At 44.2% G+C, this 21,200-nt stretch carries 20 protein-coding genes and 2 tRNA genes; 11 read left to right on the top strand and 11 right to left on the bottom strand.

The genetic code is table 11. The annotated features are described in order from the left end of the window. Positions 1-35: 35 nt before the first annotated feature. Together K6T22_RS02970 and K6T22_RS02965 are read left to right on the top strand one after the other, a co-directional pair. Positions 36-1,520: an aldehyde dehydrogenase family protein gene (locus tag K6T22_RS02970; RefSeq protein ID WP_082318485.1), complete on the top strand. Its 1,485-nt coding sequence runs from the start codon at positions 36-38 to the stop codon at positions 1,518-1,520. A gap of 55 nt (positions 1,521-1,575) precedes the next feature. Further along, entirely contained in the window at positions 1,576-1,965 is a 390-nt protein-coding gene (locus tag K6T22_RS02965) for a tautomerase family protein (RefSeq protein ID WP_238238836.1), read from the top strand. A 100-nt stretch (positions 1,966-2,065) separates the two neighbouring features. Here K6T22_RS02965 and yidD read toward each other — a convergent pair whose 3' ends face one another. Further along, positions 2,066-2,350, bottom strand: coding sequence for a membrane protein insertion efficiency factor YidD (gene yidD, locus K6T22_RS02960; protein WP_238238835.1), 285 nt, complete (start codon positions 2,348-2,350; stop codon positions 2,066-2,068). A 104-nt stretch (positions 2,351-2,454) separates the two neighbouring features. Here yidD and K6T22_RS02955 point away from each other — a divergent pair, with 104 nt between their 5' ends. From K6T22_RS02955 to K6T22_RS02945, 3 genes are all read left to right on the top strand, one after another. Beyond that, positions 2,455-3,420 (top strand): quinone oxidoreductase family protein, encoded by a 966-nt coding sequence (locus K6T22_RS02955; protein ID WP_238238834.1) that lies wholly within the window; start codon positions 2,455-2,457, stop codon positions 3,418-3,420. Between the two features lie 153 nt (positions 3,421-3,573). Continuing rightward, positions 3,574-5,892 carry a YhgE/Pip domain-containing protein gene (locus K6T22_RS02950; protein ID WP_238238833.1) on the top strand — a complete coding sequence of 773 codons (2,319 nt, stop codon included), beginning with the start codon at positions 3,574-3,576 and terminating at the stop codon, positions 5,890-5,892. Further along, positions 5,879-6,433, top strand: a complete 555-nt coding sequence (locus K6T22_RS02945) for a TetR/AcrR family transcriptional regulator (RefSeq protein ID WP_029340803.1) — start codon at positions 5,879-5,881, stop codon at positions 6,431-6,433. Before K6T22_RS02950 ends, K6T22_RS02945 begins: the two co-directional genes overlap by 14 nt. 17 nt (positions 6,434-6,450) lie before the next feature. Here the strand turns inward: K6T22_RS02945 and K6T22_RS02940 are convergent, their stop codons facing one another. Continuing rightward, positions 6,451-7,086, bottom strand: coding sequence for a sterol desaturase family protein (locus tag K6T22_RS02940; RefSeq protein ID WP_238238832.1), 636 nt, complete (start codon positions 7,084-7,086; stop codon positions 6,451-6,453). A 124-nt stretch (positions 7,087-7,210) separates the two neighbouring features. Between K6T22_RS02940 and K6T22_RS02935 the strand changes: the two genes are divergently transcribed. Beyond that, on the top strand, positions 7,211-7,489 hold the full coding sequence (locus K6T22_RS02935; RefSeq protein ID WP_238238831.1) for a hypothetical protein: 279 nt from the start codon (positions 7,211-7,213) through the stop codon (positions 7,487-7,489). Between the two features lie 35 nt (positions 7,490-7,524). On the opposite strand, the gene K6T22_RS02930 is transcribed toward K6T22_RS02935, so the two are convergent. Continuing rightward, positions 7,525-8,259 carry a metallophosphoesterase family protein gene (locus K6T22_RS02930; protein WP_238238829.1) on the bottom strand — a complete coding sequence of 245 codons (735 nt, stop codon included), beginning with the start codon at positions 8,257-8,259 and terminating at the stop codon, positions 7,525-7,527. 359 nt (positions 8,260-8,618) lie between these two features. On the opposite strand from K6T22_RS02930, the gene K6T22_RS02925 reads away from it, so the two are divergent. Beyond that, on the top strand, positions 8,619-9,641 hold the full coding sequence (locus K6T22_RS02925) for a PTS sugar transporter subunit IIC (RefSeq protein ID WP_238238827.1): 1,023 nt from the start codon (positions 8,619-8,621) through the stop codon (positions 9,639-9,641). 96 nt (positions 9,642-9,737) lie between these two features. On the opposite strand, the gene K6T22_RS02920 is transcribed toward K6T22_RS02925, so the two are convergent. Beyond that, positions 9,738-9,810, bottom strand: a tRNA-Val gene (locus K6T22_RS02920). 185 nt (positions 9,811-9,995) lie between these two features. On the opposite strand from K6T22_RS02920, the gene K6T22_RS02915 reads away from it, so the two are divergent. After that, on the top strand, positions 9,996-13,136 hold the full coding sequence (locus tag K6T22_RS02915; protein WP_238238826.1) for an efflux RND transporter permease subunit: 3,141 nt from the start codon (positions 9,996-9,998) through the stop codon (positions 13,134-13,136). A 60-nt stretch (positions 13,137-13,196) separates the two neighbouring features. Here the strand turns inward: K6T22_RS02915 and K6T22_RS02910 are convergent, their stop codons facing one another. Further along, positions 13,197-13,673 carry a hypothetical protein gene (locus tag K6T22_RS02910; RefSeq protein ID WP_053452290.1) on the bottom strand — a complete coding sequence of 159 codons (477 nt, stop codon included), beginning with the start codon at positions 13,671-13,673 and terminating at the stop codon, positions 13,197-13,199. Positions 13,674-13,738: 65 nt separating this feature from the next. After that, on the bottom strand, positions 13,739-14,566 hold the full coding sequence (locus K6T22_RS02905; protein WP_238238824.1) for a M15 family metallopeptidase: 828 nt from the start codon (positions 14,564-14,566) through the stop codon (positions 13,739-13,741). Between the two features lie 216 nt (positions 14,567-14,782). Between K6T22_RS02905 and K6T22_RS02900 the strand changes: the two genes are divergently transcribed. Together K6T22_RS02900 and K6T22_RS02895 are read left to right on the top strand one after the other, a co-directional pair. Then, positions 14,783-15,328, top strand: a complete 546-nt coding sequence (locus K6T22_RS02900) for a methyltransferase family protein (RefSeq protein WP_238238823.1) — start codon at positions 14,783-14,785, stop codon at positions 15,326-15,328. 16 nt (positions 15,329-15,344) lie between these two features. Next, positions 15,345-16,832, top strand: coding sequence for a phytoene desaturase family protein (locus K6T22_RS02895; RefSeq protein ID WP_238238822.1), 1,488 nt, complete (start codon positions 15,345-15,347; stop codon positions 16,830-16,832). A 58-nt stretch (positions 16,833-16,890) separates the two neighbouring features. Here the strand turns inward: K6T22_RS02895 and K6T22_RS02890 are convergent, their stop codons facing one another. Genes K6T22_RS02890 through K6T22_RS02880 form a run of 3 tightly spaced genes read right to left on the bottom strand, consistent with a single transcriptional unit; the run spans position 16,891 to position 19,475 of the window. Next, complete coding sequence (locus K6T22_RS02890; RefSeq protein WP_238238821.1) at positions 16,891-17,457, bottom strand: histidine phosphatase family protein; 567 nt, start codon at positions 17,455-17,457, stop codon at positions 16,891-16,893. Between the two features lie 16 nt (positions 17,458-17,473). Next, a complete protein-coding gene (locus tag K6T22_RS02885; protein ID WP_238238820.1) occupies positions 17,474-18,124 on the bottom strand; it encodes a response regulator transcription factor in 651 nt (216 codons plus the stop codon). A gap of 1 nt (position 18,125) precedes the next feature. Further along, complete coding sequence (locus K6T22_RS02880; RefSeq protein WP_238238819.1) at positions 18,126-19,475, bottom strand: HAMP domain-containing sensor histidine kinase; 1,350 nt, start codon at positions 19,473-19,475, stop codon at positions 18,126-18,128. Positions 19,476-19,622: 147 nt separating this feature from the next. Here K6T22_RS02880 and K6T22_RS02875 point away from each other — a divergent pair, with 147 nt between their 5' ends. Beyond that, complete coding sequence (locus K6T22_RS02875) at positions 19,623-20,174, top strand: YdhK family protein (RefSeq protein WP_238238818.1); 552 nt, start codon at positions 19,623-19,625, stop codon at positions 20,172-20,174. Between the two features lie 45 nt (positions 20,175-20,219). On the opposite strand, the gene K6T22_RS02870 is transcribed toward K6T22_RS02875, so the two are convergent. Continuing rightward, positions 20,220-20,292: transfer RNA gene (locus K6T22_RS02870), tRNA-Val, on the bottom strand. Positions 20,293-20,432: 140 nt separating this feature from the next. After that, positions 20,433-21,059 (bottom strand): nitroreductase family protein, encoded by a 627-nt coding sequence (locus K6T22_RS02865; protein WP_238238817.1) that lies wholly within the window; start codon positions 21,057-21,059, stop codon positions 20,433-20,435. Positions 21,060-21,200: the final 141 nt, after the last annotated feature.

Below are 21,200 nucleotides of genomic sequence, written 5' to 3'. Positions count from 1 at the left end.
TAATTGTTATAAAAACGAATGGGAGATGAAATGATATGGCTCAACAAAATGAAGCAACATTGCATACGGATTTTACAAAGATTTATATTGATGGTCAGTGGCGCACAGGCGCAAGTGACAGCAACATGACGAATACGAATCCATTCACTGGTGAAGAGCTCTTCACGATTTCTGCCGCGAACCAACAAGATTTAGATGATGCGTACGAAGCAGCTCAAGTCGCGCAAAAAGAGTGGGCAAAAGTTCCAGCCTTAAAACGACAAGGTCTGATTGAAAACTTCTTGAAAGTCTTATACGAAGAAAAAGAAACAATCATCGAATGGTTGATCAAGGAATCTGGAAGTACACGTATCAAAGCAGAAGGTGAGTTCCTCGCTTCAGTCTTGATCGTTAAAGAAGCTGCTACATTCCCACTACGGATGCACGGTGAAATTCGTCCATCGGTCGTACCAGGCAAAGAAAATCGGATTTACCGCAAAGCACTTGGTGTCATCGGCGTCATTAGTCCATGGAACTTCCCGTTCCATTTAGCTGTTCGTTCGATTGCTACTGCCATCGCAATCGGTAATGCAGTCGTCGTCAAACCAGCTACAGATACTCCTGTCTCAGGCGGATTGATTTTTGCTAGCCTGTTCGAAAAAGCTGGATTACCAAAAGGTGTCTTGAACGTTATCGTCGGTCGCGGTTCAGAAATTGGTGACGCGATCGTTGAACACCCTGTACCACGCTTGATTTCATTCACAGGATCAACTGAAGTAGGTCGCCATATCGGTGAACTTGCCGGGAAACATCTGAAAAAAACAGCGCTTGAACTTGGCGGAAACAACGTCTTCGTCGTACTTGACGATGCAGACCTTGATCGTGCGGTCGAATCTGCTGTCTACAGCAAGTTCTATCACCAAGGTCAAATCTGTATGTCAACGAACCGGATTCTCGTTGCCTCTTCGATTCATGATGAGTTCGTCGAGAAGTATGTCGCTCGTGTCAAAGAATTACAATACGGCGATCCATCACACGACCGGACACAAGTCGGACCGCTCATCAACCAATCACAAGTTGAACGGATTCTCGAAGACCTCGAAAAAACAAAAGCTGCTGGCGCAACCGTTCGTGTTGGGGGCGAAGCAAAAGATAACGTCATCGCACCAACTGTCGTCACAGGCGTTACGAATGATATGCCGCTTGCTAAAAATGAAATCTTTGGACCAGTTGCTGTCATCATCCCGTTCGATACGGATGAAGAAGCACTCGAAATCGCGAACTCACTCCCATACGGATTGAGTGGTGCTGTTCACGGTTCTTCTATTGAACGTGCGACTGCCTTTGCGCTAGAAGTTGAAACAGGTATGATCCACATCAATGACCAATCAGTTAATGATGAGCCGCATATGCCATTTGGTGGTGAAAAAGATTCAGGACTTGGTCGCTTCAACGGTGAGTGGGTACTTGAAGAATTCTCGACTGTACAATGGTTGTCTGTCATGCACGATCGTCGTCAATACAAACCATTCTTCGAATAATATAAGAGTAGGGTTCTCCCCTACTCTACATACTTTTGTTAAGGAGTGATTTCATATGCCGTTATTACGATTCGACGTCATTGAAGGACGTTCAGAAGAAGAGTTAAAAACTTTACTCGACACCGCACACGATGCGATGGTCGAAGCATTTGATGTGCCAGAACGCGATCGGTACCAAATCGTGCATACGCATAAAGCACATGAGATGGTCATTCAAGACACAGGACTTGGTTTTGAACGGACTAAAGATATCGTCCTCATTAGTGTGACGAGCAAAACGCGGACGGAAGAGAAAAAACAACGCCTTTACCAATTGCTCGCAGAACGATTGCAAGCAAATTGCGGACTCGCACCGACTGATTTGATGGTTTCGATCGTCGAAAATGATGCTGCGGACTGGAGCTTTGGGCTCGGTGAAGCACAGTTTTTGACAGGCAAACTATGATTTCTCGTAAATAGAACGAAAAAAAGGAAGTGTGTTACCGGTAATTTTCGGTAGCACACTTCCTTTTTTTACTCTCATTTCGTTAAACCATTAACATGATTTATTCCTCAGCCTCTTCCACCTTCTCACGCGGGTTTTCCCGTTGTAGCGGTGCTTTCCAGCTGAATTGATCCGGTTCTGGAACGAAATCAAGTCCTCCTGGATGAAAGGGTTGGCAACGAAGCAGGCGACGTGTCGTCAAATAACTGCCTTTTACTGCACCATGTCGTTCGATCGCCTCCATCCCGTAATGGGAACACGTTGGATAAAATCGACAGGTAGCTGGTTTCATGGGAGAAATGACTTTTTGATAAAAGCGAATCCCACCCATCAAGACACGTTTCATACTGTCCCTTCTTTCGTCTTTTTTTCTAGTGTAACGCATCTTTCCATCATTTTCAGATGTTCTGCCTTATACTAAAAGCAAAATGAGAAGAAGGATGTGTTGAAATGAAGGCATTAACATTCCATGAATTCGGAACGTCTGATGTACTACGATTCGAAGACCTGCCAACACCAATAATCACTGAACATGAAGTTCTGATTGAAATGAAAGCGATTGGTCTAAATTTCGCAGATATCTATCGTCGCAAAGGAAACTACCATTTAGAAGGACAGCCTCCCTATATTCTAGGATATGAAGGAGCAGGAGTCGTCACCGCAATCGGTGCTGCTGTTTCAACGTTCCACGTAGGTCAACGAGTTGCCTTTGCGGACGTTCCGCTTGCGAATGCTGAGTACGTCGCAGCCCCCGTCGATAAATTGATTCCGCTTCCTGAAGGTATCTCATACGAAACAGCCGCTTCTGTCTTATTACAAGGATTAACAGCGCATTACTTAACTCGCGATAGCTACCATGTCCAACCGGGAGATATCGTCTTAGTACATGCAGCTGCCGGTGGCGTTGGTCAGTTGTTGACACAGCTCATTCGGTTGCTTGGGGCAACTCCGATTGGATTGACGTCTTCTCCTGAGAAAGCACAGATCGCTAAAACTGCTGGTTGTGAATCTGTCTATTTATATTCAGAGAACTGGGTCGAGCACGTTCTCACACATACCTCAGGTAAAGGTGTTGATGTTGTCTACGAATCGATCGGTTCGACCTTAATGGATAGTTTTCATGTAACAAAAGTCCATGGTACTGTTGTCTTCTATGGTATGGCAGGCGGCGATCCTACTCCTGTCGATCCGCGTCTTTTGATGGATACATCCAAAACATTAACGGGTGGTGACCTTTGGAACGTATTAACATCTTCTAAAGAGCGAATCCGTAGATCCGGTGAATTGTTTGACTGGATTCTATCCGGTCACCTCACCCTATCTTCTCCTACAACATTTGCTTTATCTGATGGAAAAGCAGCGCATGACTTTTTAGAAAGTCGACGTAGCACAGGAAAACTACTTTTGCTTCCTTAACTCGTTTTTGTTCGAGACGACTCCCTGCGAGTCGTCTTTTTTATGTGAAATTGGAATTATTGATTGATTTTTTATAATGAAGAGAGTAAAGTAAATCTCATCAAAACCTAAAACTCAAATAAGTTTTGAGTTTTAGAAAGGGGATTTGTATTTATGTTTCGCTCAGAATGGAAGAAATTGAAGAGTCCGATGATGATTGTCGTCATTCTCGCCCTCATCCTCGTACCGTTTCTCTACAACTCCATCTTCTTATCTGCATTCTGGGACCCATACGGTCAAACAGAAGATATCAAGGTCGCTATCGTGAATGAAGACAAGGCGACGAAGTTTAAAGGAGAAAAAGTCGACATCGGGGATCAATTCGTCGACAAACTCAAAAAAAATGATGATTTTGATTGGCAGTTCTTATCTAAGGACAAAGCCGAAAAAGAATTACGTGACGGCAAAATCTATATGACGGTCGTCATTCCGAAGAATTTCTCTAAAAATGCAACGACACTACTCGACGATCATCCGAAGAAAATTGAGTTGGAATACTACTTGAATCCAGCCAAAAACTACTCCGGAACACAAATTTCGAGTACGGCTGCAAAACAGTTAAACGAAAAGATTCGAAAATCCGTTACGAAACAATATAGTAGCGCAATCTTTGGTGCCTTAAAGAAAATCGCCAACGGCATGGAAAAGGCATCGGACGGTTCTTCTAAACTAGAAGATGGCAACCACAAAACAGCAGATGGTGCCAAAACACTGGCAACGAATCTTGGAAAACTCGCGGATGGCAGTCTGACACTGTCTGAAAAACTCGGGGAAGCAAACCAAGGCTCTAAAAAACTCAGTGACGGGGCAACGACACTCGACGAAAAAACTTCCCTCTTTGCTCAAAAAACAGGTGAGTTATCTTCAGGGTTGAACACACTCGATGAAAACGGCGGCAAGTTACAGGCAGGTGCCGCGCAACTCGAAGACGGCGCAACAAAACTCAGCGGTGGTTCGACACAAGTCCGCCAAGGGGCAGAACAACTGGCTGCAGGTACGGCTCAACTTAACGAAAAAATTCCACAGTTGACGGATGGATTAAATCAACTGGATGAAAAAGCCCAAGCCGCCAACGCCTTTTTAACACAACTTAATCAAGATGCTGAAAAAGCGAAACAAGATTTACGAGCACGTCGTGAAGCCCTTGAAGCAAACGTCGCTCAACTAAAAGAAGTCATTTCTGCTTCTGAACAGTTGTCGGATGAAGAAAAACAAACGTTACTCGGCACTATTGGTTCACTAGAAGAAAATATCCAAAATCTTGCCGCTCAAGAAGGCGCGATTGATCAGAGTCTTGCTCAAGCAACGGATGCGACGAAGAAGATTGGTCAACTGGCTGCAGGTGGTCAACAAGTCGAATCAGCTGTATCACAACTAAACGCAGGTCAAATGAAACTCGTCGACGGTGCGAAACAAGTCGAGTCTGGTGCACAACAACTAGCAAGTGGTCAACAAACATTTAATGAAAAACTCGGTCAATATACTGCCGGTGTTCATAAAGCCGCAACCGGTGGTACACAACTTGCTGACGGGGCAAATCAGCTTTCAGACGGAACACATCAACTTCAAACAGGGGCTAGCGCGTTAAATAGCGGGTTAGGACAATTGGCATCTGGTTCAACTACGATTACGGACGGAATCGGCAAAACGACCGATGGGGCTTCTAAAATCGCGGATGCCAATACAAAACTTGAAGATGGTGCTAAAACATTGAAGGATGAGCTCAGCAAAGGAGCTAAAGATGCAACCGTTAAGCCGACAAAAGAGCGGGACAACATGCTGGCAGAACCCGTCGTCTTAAAAGAACATGACTATTCGACGGTCAACAACTATGGTTCTGGTTTATCCGCTTATATCCTCAGTATTGCTTTATTCGCAGGCGCTCTAATGTTCTCGTCTGTCTATCAGATTCGTCCAGAGCATGGTGAGAGTCTGACATGGCGCTTCCTTGTCGGTAAATTATCACTCATCTTACCGATCGGAGCATTGCAAGGTGTCGCTGCGGCCACAGCCATCGTCTATGTCCTTGATGCTGATGTTGCGAGTGTCCCTGCGCTCTATGGATTCGCTGCTTTAACAGGTATGACGTTCATTACGATTCTGTTCACGCTCGCGATGCTGCTCGGTCGCGTCGGACAATTTCTTGCCTTCTTACTACTCCTGCTACAAATCGGTGGTAGTGGTGGTACGTTCCCAGTCGAAATGACACCAAGCTTCTTCCAAGCGATTCATACGTTCTTACCAATGACGTATTCAGTCGGTGGATTCCGTGAAGCTCTTGGGCTTGGTGTAACGGACGCCCTCGTATCCAACAGCCAAGTCCTCGCGACCATCCTAGTCGTCGCGTTGATTATCAGCTTCGTTGGAGGGCTTGGAGCCAAGCGGATTCTACTCTCAACGAAAGTGAGACGAAAACAACATGACACAGTCTGATAAAGAAACACTGATACTCGACTCAGCGATGGCTTGTTTTTCTGAACTCGGTTATAAAGGAACGACAATTGAGCGTGTCGCCCGACGCGCTCATGTCGGGAAACCGACCGTTTATCAACTGTTTGAAAGCAAACTCAACTTATTTGAATCTCTCGTGACACGTGTGCTACAAGAGATGAAAGAAGAAGCGGAACGCGCTTATGTCGAACATGCGACGGTGGAAGAAAATAAACAAGCCATGATCGATGCCATCGTTTATCATCAGCAACAACATTTGTTCATTCTTCAAATCATCGAAGAAACACGCAACTTAAAATTACAAGAGATGCAGGAATTACGGACACGAATCGAACGACATGTCGTCGAATATCTTAAAACGCTACTTGAGACGCGCCTTGGACAAGATGATCGCGATGTACCAGTCGACGTCACAGCCTTTTTGATTTTCCGGACGTACATTGCGTTGATTGCCGAATGGCCATTGATTGCTCGTCCGCTCGAACTTGATACGATTCGTCGTGCCATGTTGCGTATCCTATGAATCAAAAAAACCGCCAATTAGCTGATTGGCGGTTTTTCATATTCTCGATTCTTTTCTAAATTTCGTGCCGTTTGACTAGAAGCAACTGTTTTTTCATCCTTCAGCGTTCCAAACAACCAATCTCCTACCGGATTCGAGACACCGAACCAGTAGTGTTCATTTTTGAAGTGATGCAACAGATGCGTCTTTTTCATCCATTTTCCAAAACGCGTTCTCGGCTTCAGCGGAACATGCGCCACATAATGCTTCCATTCGTAAACAAGTAACATGACGATCAATCCACTTGCAGCTGCCGCTGTCGAAACGACAGACTGTGTCAAAAGATACGTCAGAGCTGCAAAAAATCCGAGATTCGGTAACGAATACCAAATCGGTAAAAATAACAGGTGCAGTTCATTCGGATGCGCATGATGATCATAGTGAAGTCGTTTCAACAACTTTCGTCCGAATGCATTCTTCGGTGGTGGTAAATGGAACAAAAACCGATGGGTCAGGTATTCACTAAAGCTAAAGACAATAAGTCCAAGGCAAAAAAACAGTAGGATCGACCAATGAAACGGCTGTGCAATGGTATAACTGCTTATTCCAATCAGTAGTACGAGCATGATTAAAATATCAGGAAATAGAAAAAAACGGCGATAGATGTCCAACATGAATGCCTTCTCCTCTCTCTTCATTACAGCTACCGTACGTACGTTCATGGATTCGTCACGTTTTTTACTTCAAGTCGTGTAATCATTCTCGCTCCTTCCCTTATACTGAAAAGGGAATGGAGTGATGATCACTTTGAGTTTATCGACCGGAATCATCTTCGTGTTACTCGCTTATACAGTCATGTCGCTTTACGACATGTGGCAGGTATACCGAACAACTAGCAAGCTTTGGATGTTTGTGTTATTTCTCGCGACATTAATCAGTCTCGTCGTTGCTTTTTTTGTGGCCCCTGTCCTTGCGCTATTCTTCTACTGGTCACGCCATCCATTGAAACGAAACATCGGCATTTTGTTACTGATCATCGTCTGTCTCATCTCGATCATGACGAAACTATCGGCTTGATCGACTTCCTTCATGAACATTTCATGAAGGTTTTTTCATGTTCTACTGCCGAAGAAGAGACGCCGCATCAACTCACGTTCTGGCATCTCCGTCTTATTGAGTACATCTAAAAATCGTCGATCATCATATGAAATCTCCAGGATTTCCGAACGGACGTGGTCCTTCTGCCAATCGATAATTGCTATCGGGGCGATGGCTGTTTCCTGACATCCAAGTGCACCAGGATTAATAAAGAGCGTTTGCTCTGTATCGACTTGTTGCGCTGGATGATGATGACCGAAGCCAATGATCCGCGCCTTACTTCCAGCAAACAGAACGGATAAGTTTTCTTTCGTTCCATCTACTGCTTGCTTTAATGGCTCTTCACCAATCTTCTTCGTCTGGTCGGCATAAGCATAGTGTGTCAGGTGCATCGTTTGTTCCTGATGCATGATGTTTAAGGCACGCGGTAAACGTTCCAAATACTTTTGATTTTCTTGCGTCAACGTATCCGCGATCCATTGATGGTGCTCTTTAGCATGTCGATAGCTACCTGGATAGGTCTCCCCATGGATTAAAGCAAGGACACATTCATCATGATTCCCAGAAATCGTTTGAATATCAGGTCGTTGCTTCAATAGATCAATGACCTCATTATGTTCTGGTCCAATGCCGACAAGATCACCGAGACAATAGACGGCATCGATATCTGATTGTTGATCAAGATAAGACAATACCGCACGTAATGCTGATGCATTGCCATGAATATCTGTAAAAAGCATGACTTTCATGTAAACGCCTCCATTGTTGTTAAATTAGGAATTCCCGGTAGTACCGTGAATTCCTGTCGCATTTCAGGAAAAAATAAATTGTCAGAAAATATTGATTATTAAACAAGAGCATGTTAGGCTTAGAAAAATTCACAGAGAGGGGCACGATCAAATGATTCCGACGCAACAGCCATTTAATCAAGCTGGACGACTGATTATTCTATGCATGAGGGACTGAAAACTTTTCCGCTGATGAAACGGAAATGATTTTTGGGCCCTTCTTTCGATGCATCGAATGAGGCGCCCGCACAGAATGAGTGGCGCCTATCCCAAAAACGGATAGGCTTTTTTCATGGCAAAAATAGAGATAGATAGAGAGGATGACAACGTTGAAAGAATATGCGATGGATCGAATGGTAAAAGTATCAGCTGGAATGGCAAATGCCGTTCTTGTAACACTTGGTGTCGGACTCCTGATTGAGACGCTCGGAAATCTTCTACATATCCAAATGCTACTGACGATTGGCGGCGTCGCAAAAGTACTACTCGCCCCAGCACTTGGTGCCGGTATCGCCTTTCAGCTCGGAGGAAACACACTCGTCTTGTTCAGCGCGATGATCGCAGCGACGATTGGTGGTGCTGCCCTTCAATCAACTGCTTCCGGACTCGTTCTTGTTCCTGGGCAACCCATCAGCGCATTACTCGCTGCTGCTGTCGCTGTATACGTCGGAAAACGCATGACTGGAAAAACGAAATTTGACATGATGGTCATCCCGATGAGTGCTGTTCTTGCTGGTGGTGTGACTGGAATCGGTGCTGCTGCCGTCACGACACCACTCCTTACAAAATTCAGTGCCATGATTACAGCGTCAGTCGAGTCTTCTCCTATTGCTACATCTCTTGTCATCGCACTCATTTTTAGTATCTTGTTAATGTCTCCTGCTTCGTCTGCAGCACTTGCTATTGCTTTACAACTTGATCCTGTGGCAAGCGCCGCTGCACTCATTGGCTGTTCCGCTCAGTTCGTCGGCTTTACGTTAATGGCATACCGTCAGACGGATCCAGGTGGTTTGATTGCTTCGTTCTTCGTCACACCTAAAGTACAATTCCCGAATATCGTTAAAAATCCACGCCTTGTCGTTGCACCGTTTCTCGCAGCGATGATTTCAGCGCCTGTCGCAACGTTACTTCTATCATTGAAAGTGCCTTACGAACTTGCTGGACTCGGACTCAACTCGATGATTGCTCCACTCAATATCTTCGTCAACCAAGGTCCTCAGGCGTTCCTCGTCTTCTTCTTGACTGGTGTTGTTCTACCTGGCGTCTTAACGCTCGTCTTCTATCGATTGACGACCGTCGCCGGTTGGACGAAACGTGGCGATCTTCATCTCGAAATTCAATAAAACAATTTACCTCCCTTCCAACTATTCCTGATTGATTTCGGGAATAGTTTTTTTAACGCAAAAAAATCGCCCCTTCGAAAAGGAACGATTTCGGTATGATTCTGACTGGGCTCGAACCAGCGACCTCTACCCTGTCAAGGTAGCGCTCTCCCAGCTGAGCTACAGAATCATGCTGTGTTGTTACTGGGTATGTTTTTATTATAGCAACATATCGAAAAGTGTAAAGCCTTTTTAATAAAAAAGTTTTATCTTTTTTCAAAAGATCTTTTTGAGTAAAAACAGTTTTAAAGTTGCGGCTTCTATGAGTGTCCTCTACTATGTAAATAAGCACATATAAATGAAAGGAGCGTTCACATGAACTTTTTAACCCGATTTAGTTTGAAGAACTCGGTTGCTGTTTTCATCATTGCAATCCTATTAATTTTAGGGGGCGTCTATTCTTTCTCACAATTAAAAGTCGATCAGTTCCCGGAAATCGAGTTCCCTCAGATTTCAATCGAAGCGGTTTACCCTGGTGCATCACCTGACGATGTCGATAAACAAGTCGTCTCAAAGCTCGAAACTTCTCTTAAAGGTATTGAAGGGGCTACCAAGCTGACGAGCTCTTCTTATGAAAGTATCGGTATCTTAAACATCGAATTCCCGTTTGATACCGATATGGATAAGGTTGAACAACAAATCGATGCTGCTATTCAGGATGCAAATCTCCCAGAGGAAGCAACGACGAAATTGAATCGTTTGTCATTCGGCTCATTCCCGATCTATAACATCTCCTTCTTTAGTAAAGATGGTAAAGACATCGAGAAAATTTTGAAGGAGGAGATTGAGCCTGAACTAAACAAGATCCCAGGTATCAACAGCGTCTCCGTTGGTGGTTATAAAGACGATCTTGTTCAAATCACCGTTGATAAAGAGAAAGCAACGGAAGCAGGATTATCACTTTCGAGCATCAAGGAACAAATCAATGGAAAATATGTCTCGTTCCCATCTGGACAATTATCGGAAAACGACTCGAAGATTCCGATTCGCGTCGAGGAAAAACTAGAAAATCTAGATAAACTAAAAAATCTTCAATTAACACCAGCTGCTGGTGCAACTGGCTCAACTAGTAACGGTCAAACAGGTGGTTCATCTGCTGGCGGTCCGCCACAAGGTGCAACGCAAGGACCACCAAGTACAACAAGTGGAGCGACTGCAGATCAGGCGTCTCAACCTGCAGAACCGATTCGCCTCGAAGATATCGCTAAGATTGAAGCGGTCTCGCAACAAAGCGAAAAAACACGTTACGACTTAAAAGACTCTTTATCGATGGCGATTACGAAAAAACAAGATGCTAATACGGTCGAAATCGCAGATGAAGTCACGAAGATCCTCAACAAATATGACGATCAAGTCGACTATACGATTGGAATCGATTCCGCGAAAGATATCGAGGAATCCGTCGCGACACTCGTTAAAGAAGGATTACTTGGTGCCCTATTCGCATCGCTAGCTGTTCTCTTATTCTTACGGAACATCCGTGCAACGATCATTGCCATCGTCTCGATTCCATTATCGTTGCTCATTGCAGCTATCTTCTTGAACTGGCAAGATATCTCACTGAATATCATGACGCTTGGTGGGATGGCTGTTGCAGTCGGTCGTGTCGTTGATGATAGTATCGTCGTCATCGAGAACATCTTCCGGCGCGTTCGAAAATCAGAAGCCGGTATGACGGATGAAATCATCGAACAATCAACGAAGGAAATTCTAAAAGCGATTACGTCATCGACGTTGACGACTGTCGTCGTCTTCTTGCCAATCGGATTTGTCGGTGGAATTACTGGTAAGTTCTTCTTACCGTTTGCTTTGACGATCATTTTCTCGTTACTTGCTTCACTACTCGTTGCCATCACGATCGTACCGATTCTTGCGAAGTTTGCTTTCAAGAAGGTACCCGCTGAAGAAAAAGAAGGCGCTCTTCAACGTTGGTATGGCAAGTTGATTGAAAAATCACTCTCGCACAAGGCAATCATCTTGATTGTATCGTTCCTCCTTCTCGGTGGTTCCCTTGCGATCGTACCGCGTCTCGGCTTTACGTTCATTCCGAACGAGGCGTCGAAGACGTTAACAGCATCGCTTGAACTCCCAGCTGCCACATCACTTGAAAAAACAAGTGACGTCTCATTTGAGATGGAAAAGATGTTCGATAAAGAACAAGCAATTGCTGACGTGACGACTTCTGTCGGAGCACGTGACTTTACGACAGGCTTACGTCTCGATAATAAAGCAAGCTACTTCCTGAACTTGAAGGACGGTGCAAACGTCGAAAAGATAATCAAGTCACTTGAAACACAGATGGAAGACATCGCTCAAGATGAAAATGTTGATGTTAAAATCAGCGTTGCTGAACTATCGACAGGTGGTCCTCCATCGAATAACAACGTCGATGTCGACTTGTTCTCAAACGACCTTGAAGCCCTTCAAGAGGCCGCAAAACTCGTCGAAGATAATATGTCGAAAAACAATGATTTGAAATATATCACAAATAACTTCAGTGAAAAACAAAAGCAATTCCTCGTTGAAATCGATCCAGAAAAAGCGAGTGATCGCGGACTATCTGGCTTCCAGATTCTTGGTACCGTCAACGACCAAACGAAGCCAGTTACAGTTGGTACGCTAAATCTCGATAATAAGGATCAAGATGTACAATTGTCTTACGAAGAAGGACTCGTCTCGAAAGAAGATCTCGAAGACGTCCAACTCTTCTCAGCAAACGGTCCTGTCGCTTTGAAAGATGTCGCGAACGTCAATGAAGTCGAGACGTTCACATCGATTCAAAAGCTCGACGGAAAAGTATATGCTCGCGTTTCTGGACAAGTTAAAGGAGACGACGTTCAAAACGTATCGAATGCAGTGAAAGCTGACGTCGAAAAAATTGACTTACCAGACGGTGTTTCACTGACGAGTGGTGGCGGAAACGATGATACAGTCGAAATCTTCCAATCACTCGGAATCGCAATCGTCGTTGCGATCGGACTCGTGTACCTGACAATGTTGATCACGTTCGGAAAAGCTCGGATTCCGTTCATCATCTTGTCATCTCTGATCTTTGTTCCAATTGGTTCGCTCGTCACGCTCTTCTTGGCAAAAGAACCGCTATCGGTCAGTGTCATGATCGGTTTCCTCATGTTGATCGGAATCGTTACCACGAACGCAATCGTTCTCGTCGACCGGATTGGTCAAAACGTCGGACGTGGTATGCCAATTCGTGAATCATTGATTGAAGCGGGTAAAACACGATTACGCCCAATCCTGATGACTGCATTTGCAACAATCATGGCTTTGGTACCACTCGCATTAACGACTTCTTCAGGAACGTTGATCTCAAAAGGTCTTGCCTTGACGGTTATCGGCGGATTAACAACATCTACGTTGTTGACGCTCATCATCGTTCCAGTCGTCTATGAGTTGTTCTTCTTTAAAAAAGCAAAAAAAGAACGCACAACTAAGTAAATCCACATCAAAAGGAGCCGATCGCAATTAAAGCGATCGGCTCCTTTCATTCAATAACGCTTACGATTCTAACTGTTCATCGGTTCGTTCTAATGTACCTTCATGTTGCGCCACTAATCCATCGAGAACGGATGGTTCAAACTCTTCCCCAATGGCAATGATTCCTGTTTGTCCAGGTGGAATGACACCGAGTGTTCGTTTGAATGTCTCTTGGATTTCTTGATTTTCCTTCATGTCCTTTGAACCACCAATCAGCATGCCGGTCATTGAACCAAGCAAGATACCGAACGGTCCTCCTAGGATACCAACTGCCATTCCGATCAACGAACCCTTGACGGCGCGATTCGAGCCGCTTAAGTCTGCTGCATCTTCAAATGAAAAAGCACCATTTTCATTCCGTTTAATAACAGCAATCTGTTCAAAATCGACTTGTCCTCGAGCATGATACTTCTTCAACTCACTGAATACTTGATAGGATGTCGCTTCTTCTTTGAACGTAAACGTCATAATGTGATGTTTTGCATCTTTTTTTGCCATTCGTTCCACCTCTTTCACCTGAGACGAATAACCGACTAAGTCAACATCCTCTATTTACCATGTTTTTAAGGAGTCGAAACCTTTATTGGTTTCCAAGGTGCAAGGTGGAAGTACTCCTCCATCGTTAGTCCACTGACTTTCAGGCGAGCAGCAAGCGTTGCTCCGACATAGCGATAGTGCCAGCTTTCATACGTATAACCCGTCCAAGACTCTTTGCCTGATGGATAGCGAAGATGGAAGCCATACCGGTGAGCATTTGCAAACAACCACTTCGCTTCTTTTGTTTTTGCAAAGCTAAACATTGCATATTTCGAAGAATCTGCTCCACCGATATCAAAAGCAAGTCCAGTCTGATGTTCGCTTTTACCCGGTTCTGCACTATACGTACTTGCTTTTTCGTATCCATCTCGAGCGACATATTTATCAAATAGCGCCTTTTGATAGGCATAAGAACGATATGTACTAAACGCAACAAGCGTGATTCCCTCTTTTTTTGCTGCAAGACGCATCTTTTCAAATGCCGCTCTTGCTTGTTGATTCTCTCCAGGCGCATACGTCGAGCGGAGCGCTAAATTCTTATTCGCAATAAGGGTCTTGCTGATCCGTTTTCCACCGATTTGTTCATCCGTCAGTAGATACTTCGTGCTCGCATAACCAATCTTCGTTCCATATTGTACTTTTGACCACGTACCGATTTTCGACAGTTCCGTCACGTAAACACCTGTTGGAATGACGGCAATACTCGGTTGTTCAATCGATGCTCCTTTACGTAAATGAAGAGCTGTCTTCGCTTGTCGATAAGAAGAAGTCGATGCATCGGCTGTTGGTATGTACGCTGTTGTACAGACCGCTGTTAATGTCAACGTCGTGATGAGTGTCTTGATGTATTTCATGAATCATATATCTCCTTTGTGCATAATCTAATCTGCATCCATATTTTAGATTAGAATACCATTCTTTTTTTCAGACAGGGTTCTTTCGGAATGCTTGTCATGAAAATGAAGTATTTCTGAAGTTTTCTAAATGTAGCTTAAGGACGAATTACAATGGGTAAATAACGATGTATGCGTTTGCGAAACATGATTCTGATGTAGAAAGGAGTAGCGCACGTGTCACTTTGGGAATGGATCTTCAGTATTGGTAGTATCTGCTGGATCGGTGAGATGATCCGTTTCCGGAATCGCTCTGAGTCCAAGTCAGGGGCAGCAGAACAGGTTAGTTTTTATTTGATTTTCCTCGTCCTAAGCGGAACGATCGTCTGCGCTTTCCTCTTTGCGAATGAAACCGTTTCTTTATTCATGCGCATCTCTTCATGCATTTTGTTATGGTGTGGCGTTTCCCTAAGACTATGGGGAATCCTGCATTTAAAACAGCAGTTCACGCGTCATGTCGTCGTGGCATCTGGTGATCAGCTCGTCAGTAGCGGTCCTTATCGTTTTTTACGTCACCCGTTATACAGTGGATTGTTGTTGATTACGATGAGCTTCCCCTTGTTCACCGGTCAGTCCGGACTTTTCATTCTTTCTGGACTTTTGATGTTCTTTTTCTTACTCTACCGGATTCGAATCGAGGAAGCGATGTTAACGAAAGGTTTTGGACCCGCGTATACGGTATGGGCCGCAAAACGAAAACGATTGATTCCATTCATCTATTAAAGGAGAAGTGATTCATTTGAAGAAACGCGCAATCGTCATTGGAGCCGGTCTTGCCGGTATGTCTGCTGCCATTCGTTTAGCTGGAGATGGTTATGCGGTCACGATGCTTGAAAAGAATGCGAACGTTGGAGGGAAACTGAATCAACGTAGTGGAAAAGGGTTTACTTTCGATACTGGTCCTTCCATCTTAACGATGCCTTGGGTACTGGAACAACTCTTCTCAAGCGTACATCGGAACTTAGATGATTACTTAGAAATCGAACGCATTGAGCCACAATGGCGAACGTTCTTTGAGGACGGCACAAAAATCGATGTCAAAGGTGACTTACCTGGAATGCTTGAAGAAGTCGAGCAGGTTTCGTCACGTGCTGATTTCGTCGAATTGTTCCGCTACTCAAAGCAAATGTATGATTTATGTCTCGACAGTTTCTATAAATATAGTCTTGAAGATTTAAAGGATTTAAAAAAATATCATACGATGTCTGATTTGTTGAAGATGGATCCGATGAATACCGTTGCAACCGGTACGAAAAAACATCTCAATGATCCGTATCTTGAACAACTGTTCAACTACATGGTCATGTACGTTGGTTCCAATCCATATCAAGCACCTGCAGTCTTCAATCAGATGATTTACGTTCAAATGGGGCTTGGTATCTATTATGTCAAAGGTGGTATGTATCAAATTGCGCGTGCGATGAAACGTTTGCTCGATGAACTCCGTGTTACGGTTCATCTCAACTCACCAGTCGAACAAATTGTCCTTGAGAATAAAAAAGCCGTCGGTGTTCTATCGAACGGAACCTTCCATGCAGCAGACATCGTCGTTTCAAACCTTGAGGTCATTCCGACTTACGAACGGATCGTACCTGAGAAAAAAGCCCGGAAGCAAGCTAAAAAATTACAGGCGTCGTTCGCACCATCCGTCTCCGGACTCGTATTACTACTCGGTGTGAATCGTGAGTATAGTGGGTTAGCTCATCATAATTTCTTTTTCTCAGAAAATCCAGAGCGTGAATTCGCCCAAATGTTCAAAGAAGGTACCCCTCCTGAGGATCCGACGATTTACGTTGGTGTCTCGTCAAAATCCGACGCTTCCCAAGCTCCTGAAGGGAAGGATAACTTATTCGTCTTGACGCATGTTCCACCACTAACACTTCAAAAAGGAGAGGTCGACTGGGATGCGTACCGCGAAGTCGTTCTCGATAAACTGGAACGAATGGGCCTTCACGGACTTCGTGAATCGATCGAGTTCGAATATCGTTTTACACCGGAAGATTTGAAGGAACTATATGGTCCAAACGGTGGATCGATTTATGGAGTCGCAGCAGATCGGAAGAAAAACGGTGGATTCAAGATCCCATCAAAGAGTGACTTATACGAAGGGCTTTATTTCGTCGGCGGTTCTACTCATCCAGGTGGTGGTGTTCCGATGGTCACCTTGTCCGGTCAATTGACAGCGGACTTGATTCGAAAACATGAAGGTGCTGTTCCTACGCCTTAAGATTTCTCCAATTAAAAAAGAGACGGAAACTGATTCACTCATCAGTTCCGTCTCTTTTTTACTTTGTATTCGTCAAAAGTGGTACGACATGAATGTCCGCCTTTTCTCCTAATCTCACATCCATTCGACACACGGCTGGCATCGGTAAGGACTTCCAAAACGTGTAATCGAACGCTGAATCAAATGTTTCTAAGAGTAACACCATGATGTTTCCGTGTGTTCCAAGAACGACTGTTTCGTCAGGATGCTTCTCTACTAGTTCGTCGATGAATTGCCTAATTCGTTGCGATGCTTCTTTGTTCGTTTCGCCACCGTACGGATTCTCGTTCGGATGTTGCCATACATACGTGACGGCGACCTGAAAATCGTCAAGCTCTCCCGGTGCTAACAATCGCTCTCGTAGTTCCACTACCTCAATGATTGGTTGTTGACGTACCTCCGCGAGCGGTGCAACCGTCTCAATCGCCCGTCGATACGGACTGCTGTAAAATCTGTCGATTGGAATTCCTTGGAACGTTTCCAGTAAACGTATCGCATCTGCCTGTCCTGTATCGGAAAGTGGACGTGCTCGCTCATCTGGTGAGTATGTCGAGTGTGCATGCCGTACAAAATAGAGTGTTGTCATGTTTTGAATTTCCCCTTTACTGGTGTGTCCAGCGGTATCCGATTCCGCGAACTGTTTCCAGATGCTGTTCAATCGGAAAACCACAAACACGTAGTTTTTCTCTTAAATGTCTAATATGCGAGTCGATCGTCCGCTCGTCTACAGACGCTTCCACTCCCCATAACATCGTCGTTAGCTGATCCCGCGTCAAAACACGTCGTGGAGAATCTAAAAATACACCTAATAACTCAAACTCTGTCTTCGTTAACGAAATCTTTTGTTGGAGGTAACTACAACGATATCCTTTCCGATCATAGGATAGACCATCATATCGTTGCTGCAATAAAACTTCCATCCGTCCAATCAGTTCCCCTTCTTGAATCGGTTTTGATACGTAATCATTCGCCCCGACTTCTCGCGTCCGGATGATGTCCTCTCGCTGATTCCGAGCCGTTACCATTAAAATCGGAACGTTAGAATGTTCTCGAATGAGACGGCAACATGTCCAACCGTCCATCTCTGGCATCATGACATCGAGTAAAATCAGATCAAATATGTTTTGACGACAGAGGTCAAGCGCTTGCTGCGCAGAATCCACAAGCTGACACGTATACCCATACGGCTGAATGTATAATTTCAGTAGTTCAAGCATTCTTGGTTCATCATCTACGATCAATACATGCGGCATTTTATTTCTCCTTCCATTGCAGTGTCACTTGTGTTCCATGTCCAAGTTGACTCTTGATGATCAACTCTGCTCCATGAGCCTGCGCAATGGCTTCAACGATGGATAGTCCAATACCTGTTCCTCCATGCTTTCGAGAACGAGACGCTTCCGTTCGATAGAGTCGTTTCGTTACATGAGGCAAGGATTCTGTAGCTATCCCTTCTCCTGTATCTTCGATTTGAATGAAAGCACCTGCTTCATTGACACCATAACGAACAATGATTTTCCCAGACGAAGTATGTCGACGCGCATTTTCAATGATATTCATGATCATCTGACGTAACTGTTGCGCATCCCCCATCACTTGTAATCGCTCACCTTCTATCTCTAGCGAAACATTTTCTTGTTCGATGTCCTTACGCACTAACCGTATCACTTGATGAATCAACTCTTCGATATCGATAGGTTTTCGTTCCATCGTAAAAGCATTGGCATCAATCCGTGCTAGCCAAAATAATTGTTCAATCCACTCATTCATTTGCTGACTTTCTTCTCGAATGATTGTGATGTAGCGTTGTTGTTCATCCGGCGACAACGTTTGGCGTTCGAGAATATCCGCGTATCCCTTTATATATGTCAATGGTGTACGAAGTTCATGAGATACGCTTGCTAAAAATTCGGAGCGTTCCCGATTCAAAAAATCAAGATCCTGTTTTAATTGCTGAATCGAACGCGCCAATTGTCCCAGTTCATCTTGCCGATCAATCGGCAACTCTCCACCTTCTCCATCTAATAGACGTGCCGTCGCTTTTTCCATTTGAATTAACGGACGAGAGATGAGTCGGGTCGTCCAAATGCTTGCCGCACCTGCTAATAAAAGTGCTAACAAACTAACTTGGAAAAATTGTTGTTTCAAGGGATCAAGTACGTGATCCACGATTGTTTTAGAAGCAAACATGAATACATGACCACGATGTATTCCGTCAATAGTGATGGGACTATCCGTCATTAAAAAGTCACGCATCGTAACGATTTTTCCTTGTTGACGGTAATCAAAATCCGTATGCTTTAGCACACTTTTCATCTCATTCGACAAAGGTCGCGACGCTTCGAGTTGTTTCCCCTCTGCATCAGTGATCACCACAGTAAACGATGAATCTGCTTCCATCATGCTTACATGGCGCATCGTCGTTTGGTCATAGGAATCGACAAGGACATCACGATGTGTATTTCCTCGGTTCAGTAAACCATCTACTACTTCCTGCGTTCGCGTTTGAGATAGCTGATAATACAATGTCCCGAACAGCACGCTACCGCAAATTAAAAATGCCGCAAGTACGATGCCTCCGACCGAGTATGAAATACGATGCATGACGTCTCCTCCTTTTTCTTTCCACTTTAGTATAGCGAAAAAAAGCCTTATCGGCGCAGACAGACAAAACTGTCACCTCATCTGCACACGATTTGCATATACGCTGGGTATAGTAAAGAAGACTAGTGACTTCAGGAGGGGTTTAATATGAAAAAATCATTGACGTTAACCGCACTTGCTTTTAGTTCTATGCTTTGGCTCGGTGCATGTGGATCCGCAAATAACGATGAAAGTAATAGTGACTCACACGACATGTCACATGGAGATATGATGCATTCGAGTGACGGAAAACTACCATCTGGTTTAAAAGAAGCGAGTAATCCGACTTATTCAAAAGGAAGTGACGTCACGTTGACGACGGATCATATGGACGGTATGAACGGAGCAAAAGCAACCATTGCCGGAGCTTATGATACAGTCGTCTATGCGATCAGTTATAAACCAACTGATGGTGGAGAGATGGTGAAAAATCATAAATGGGTCATTCAGGAAGAACTTGATCCAGTACCAACTAAGCCACTACAAGTAGGTGACGAAGCAACCGTTAAAGCAAATCATATGAAAGGCATGGACGGTGCAAAAGCAACGATTGATGAAGTAAAAGAGACAACCGTCTACATGGTAGACTATACACCGACTGATGGTAGTGATCCGGTCAAGAATCATAAATGGGTCACAGAAGATGAGTTGAAGAAGTAATAAAAAAGCCCGCTTTTCCTTTAAAGGAGAAGCGGGCTTTTGGTATGATTCTGACTGGGCTCGAACCAGCGACCTCTACCCTGTCAAGGTAGCGCTCTCCCAGCTGAGCTACAGAATCATGTTTGCAGTACGTTATGTACTTGCTAGGACATGTATTAATATATCAAGAAACTAAAAGGCTGACAAGTCTTTTTCCAAAAAAAAATAAAAAAAGTTAAAATGGAGGAATTCAACCCCGTTTCCTCCATTTTGAACGACTTATAAGAATGTTGAGACTTGATCGATTGGTAAACGTAATGCCGGACGTTTTTTTGCATCTTCGACCGCTTTTCCGACAGCAATCAACATGACCGGTACGTACCGTGATTCCGTGATGAACGTTTCCGTAAAACGTTGATGATCAAATCCACCCATTGCAAGTGTTGATAATCCACGTGCTTCTGCGGCAAGCATCAATTGCATCGCAGCGAGGCTCGCATTCGACATCGCTGCATCGCGTCCGTACGCTTCGCTTTGATAAGCCCCTTCTACTTGCGCCTTGATTGAATCAAATAAATCCTCTGTCATACCACCTGCTTCTACTGCTGGACCGTAGACTGGATTATAGTTTCGATTCGCTTGAACGTCACCTAAAATCGCGATGACGGCTGAAGCTGAAGTGATCGCTGGCTGATTGTATGCGATCGGTGCAAGTTGTTGTTTTGCTTCTTCTGAATGGAAAACGGTAAAGTGCCAGTGTTGTAAATTCCAAGCACTTGGCGCCGCTGTCGTCCATTCCAGTAATTCTTCTACTTCCTGTTTTGAAAGTTTGAACGTTTCGTCGTAATGACGAACAGAACGTCGTTCCGTTAAGACACGCATTGTTTCAAGTGTTGCTTGTGTCATGTGTGAATCCCCCTTATCATTATCAGATTACTTAGGTATCGTAGCATGTCTCTTTTTTATTGTCCTGTATCAATACTCGATATTTATAAACTGTTATAAAACAATGGTTGACATTAATCTTCTGTACTAATACAATAAAAA

Source organism: Exiguobacterium acetylicum (genome assembly GCF_022170825.1).
Taxonomy (GTDB): domain Bacteria; phylum Bacillota; class Bacilli; order Exiguobacteriales; family Exiguobacteriaceae; genus Exiguobacterium_A; species Exiguobacterium_A acetylicum_B.
Note: the sequence above shows the minus strand (reverse complement) of the source record. Positions and strands in the feature narration are given on the sequence as shown.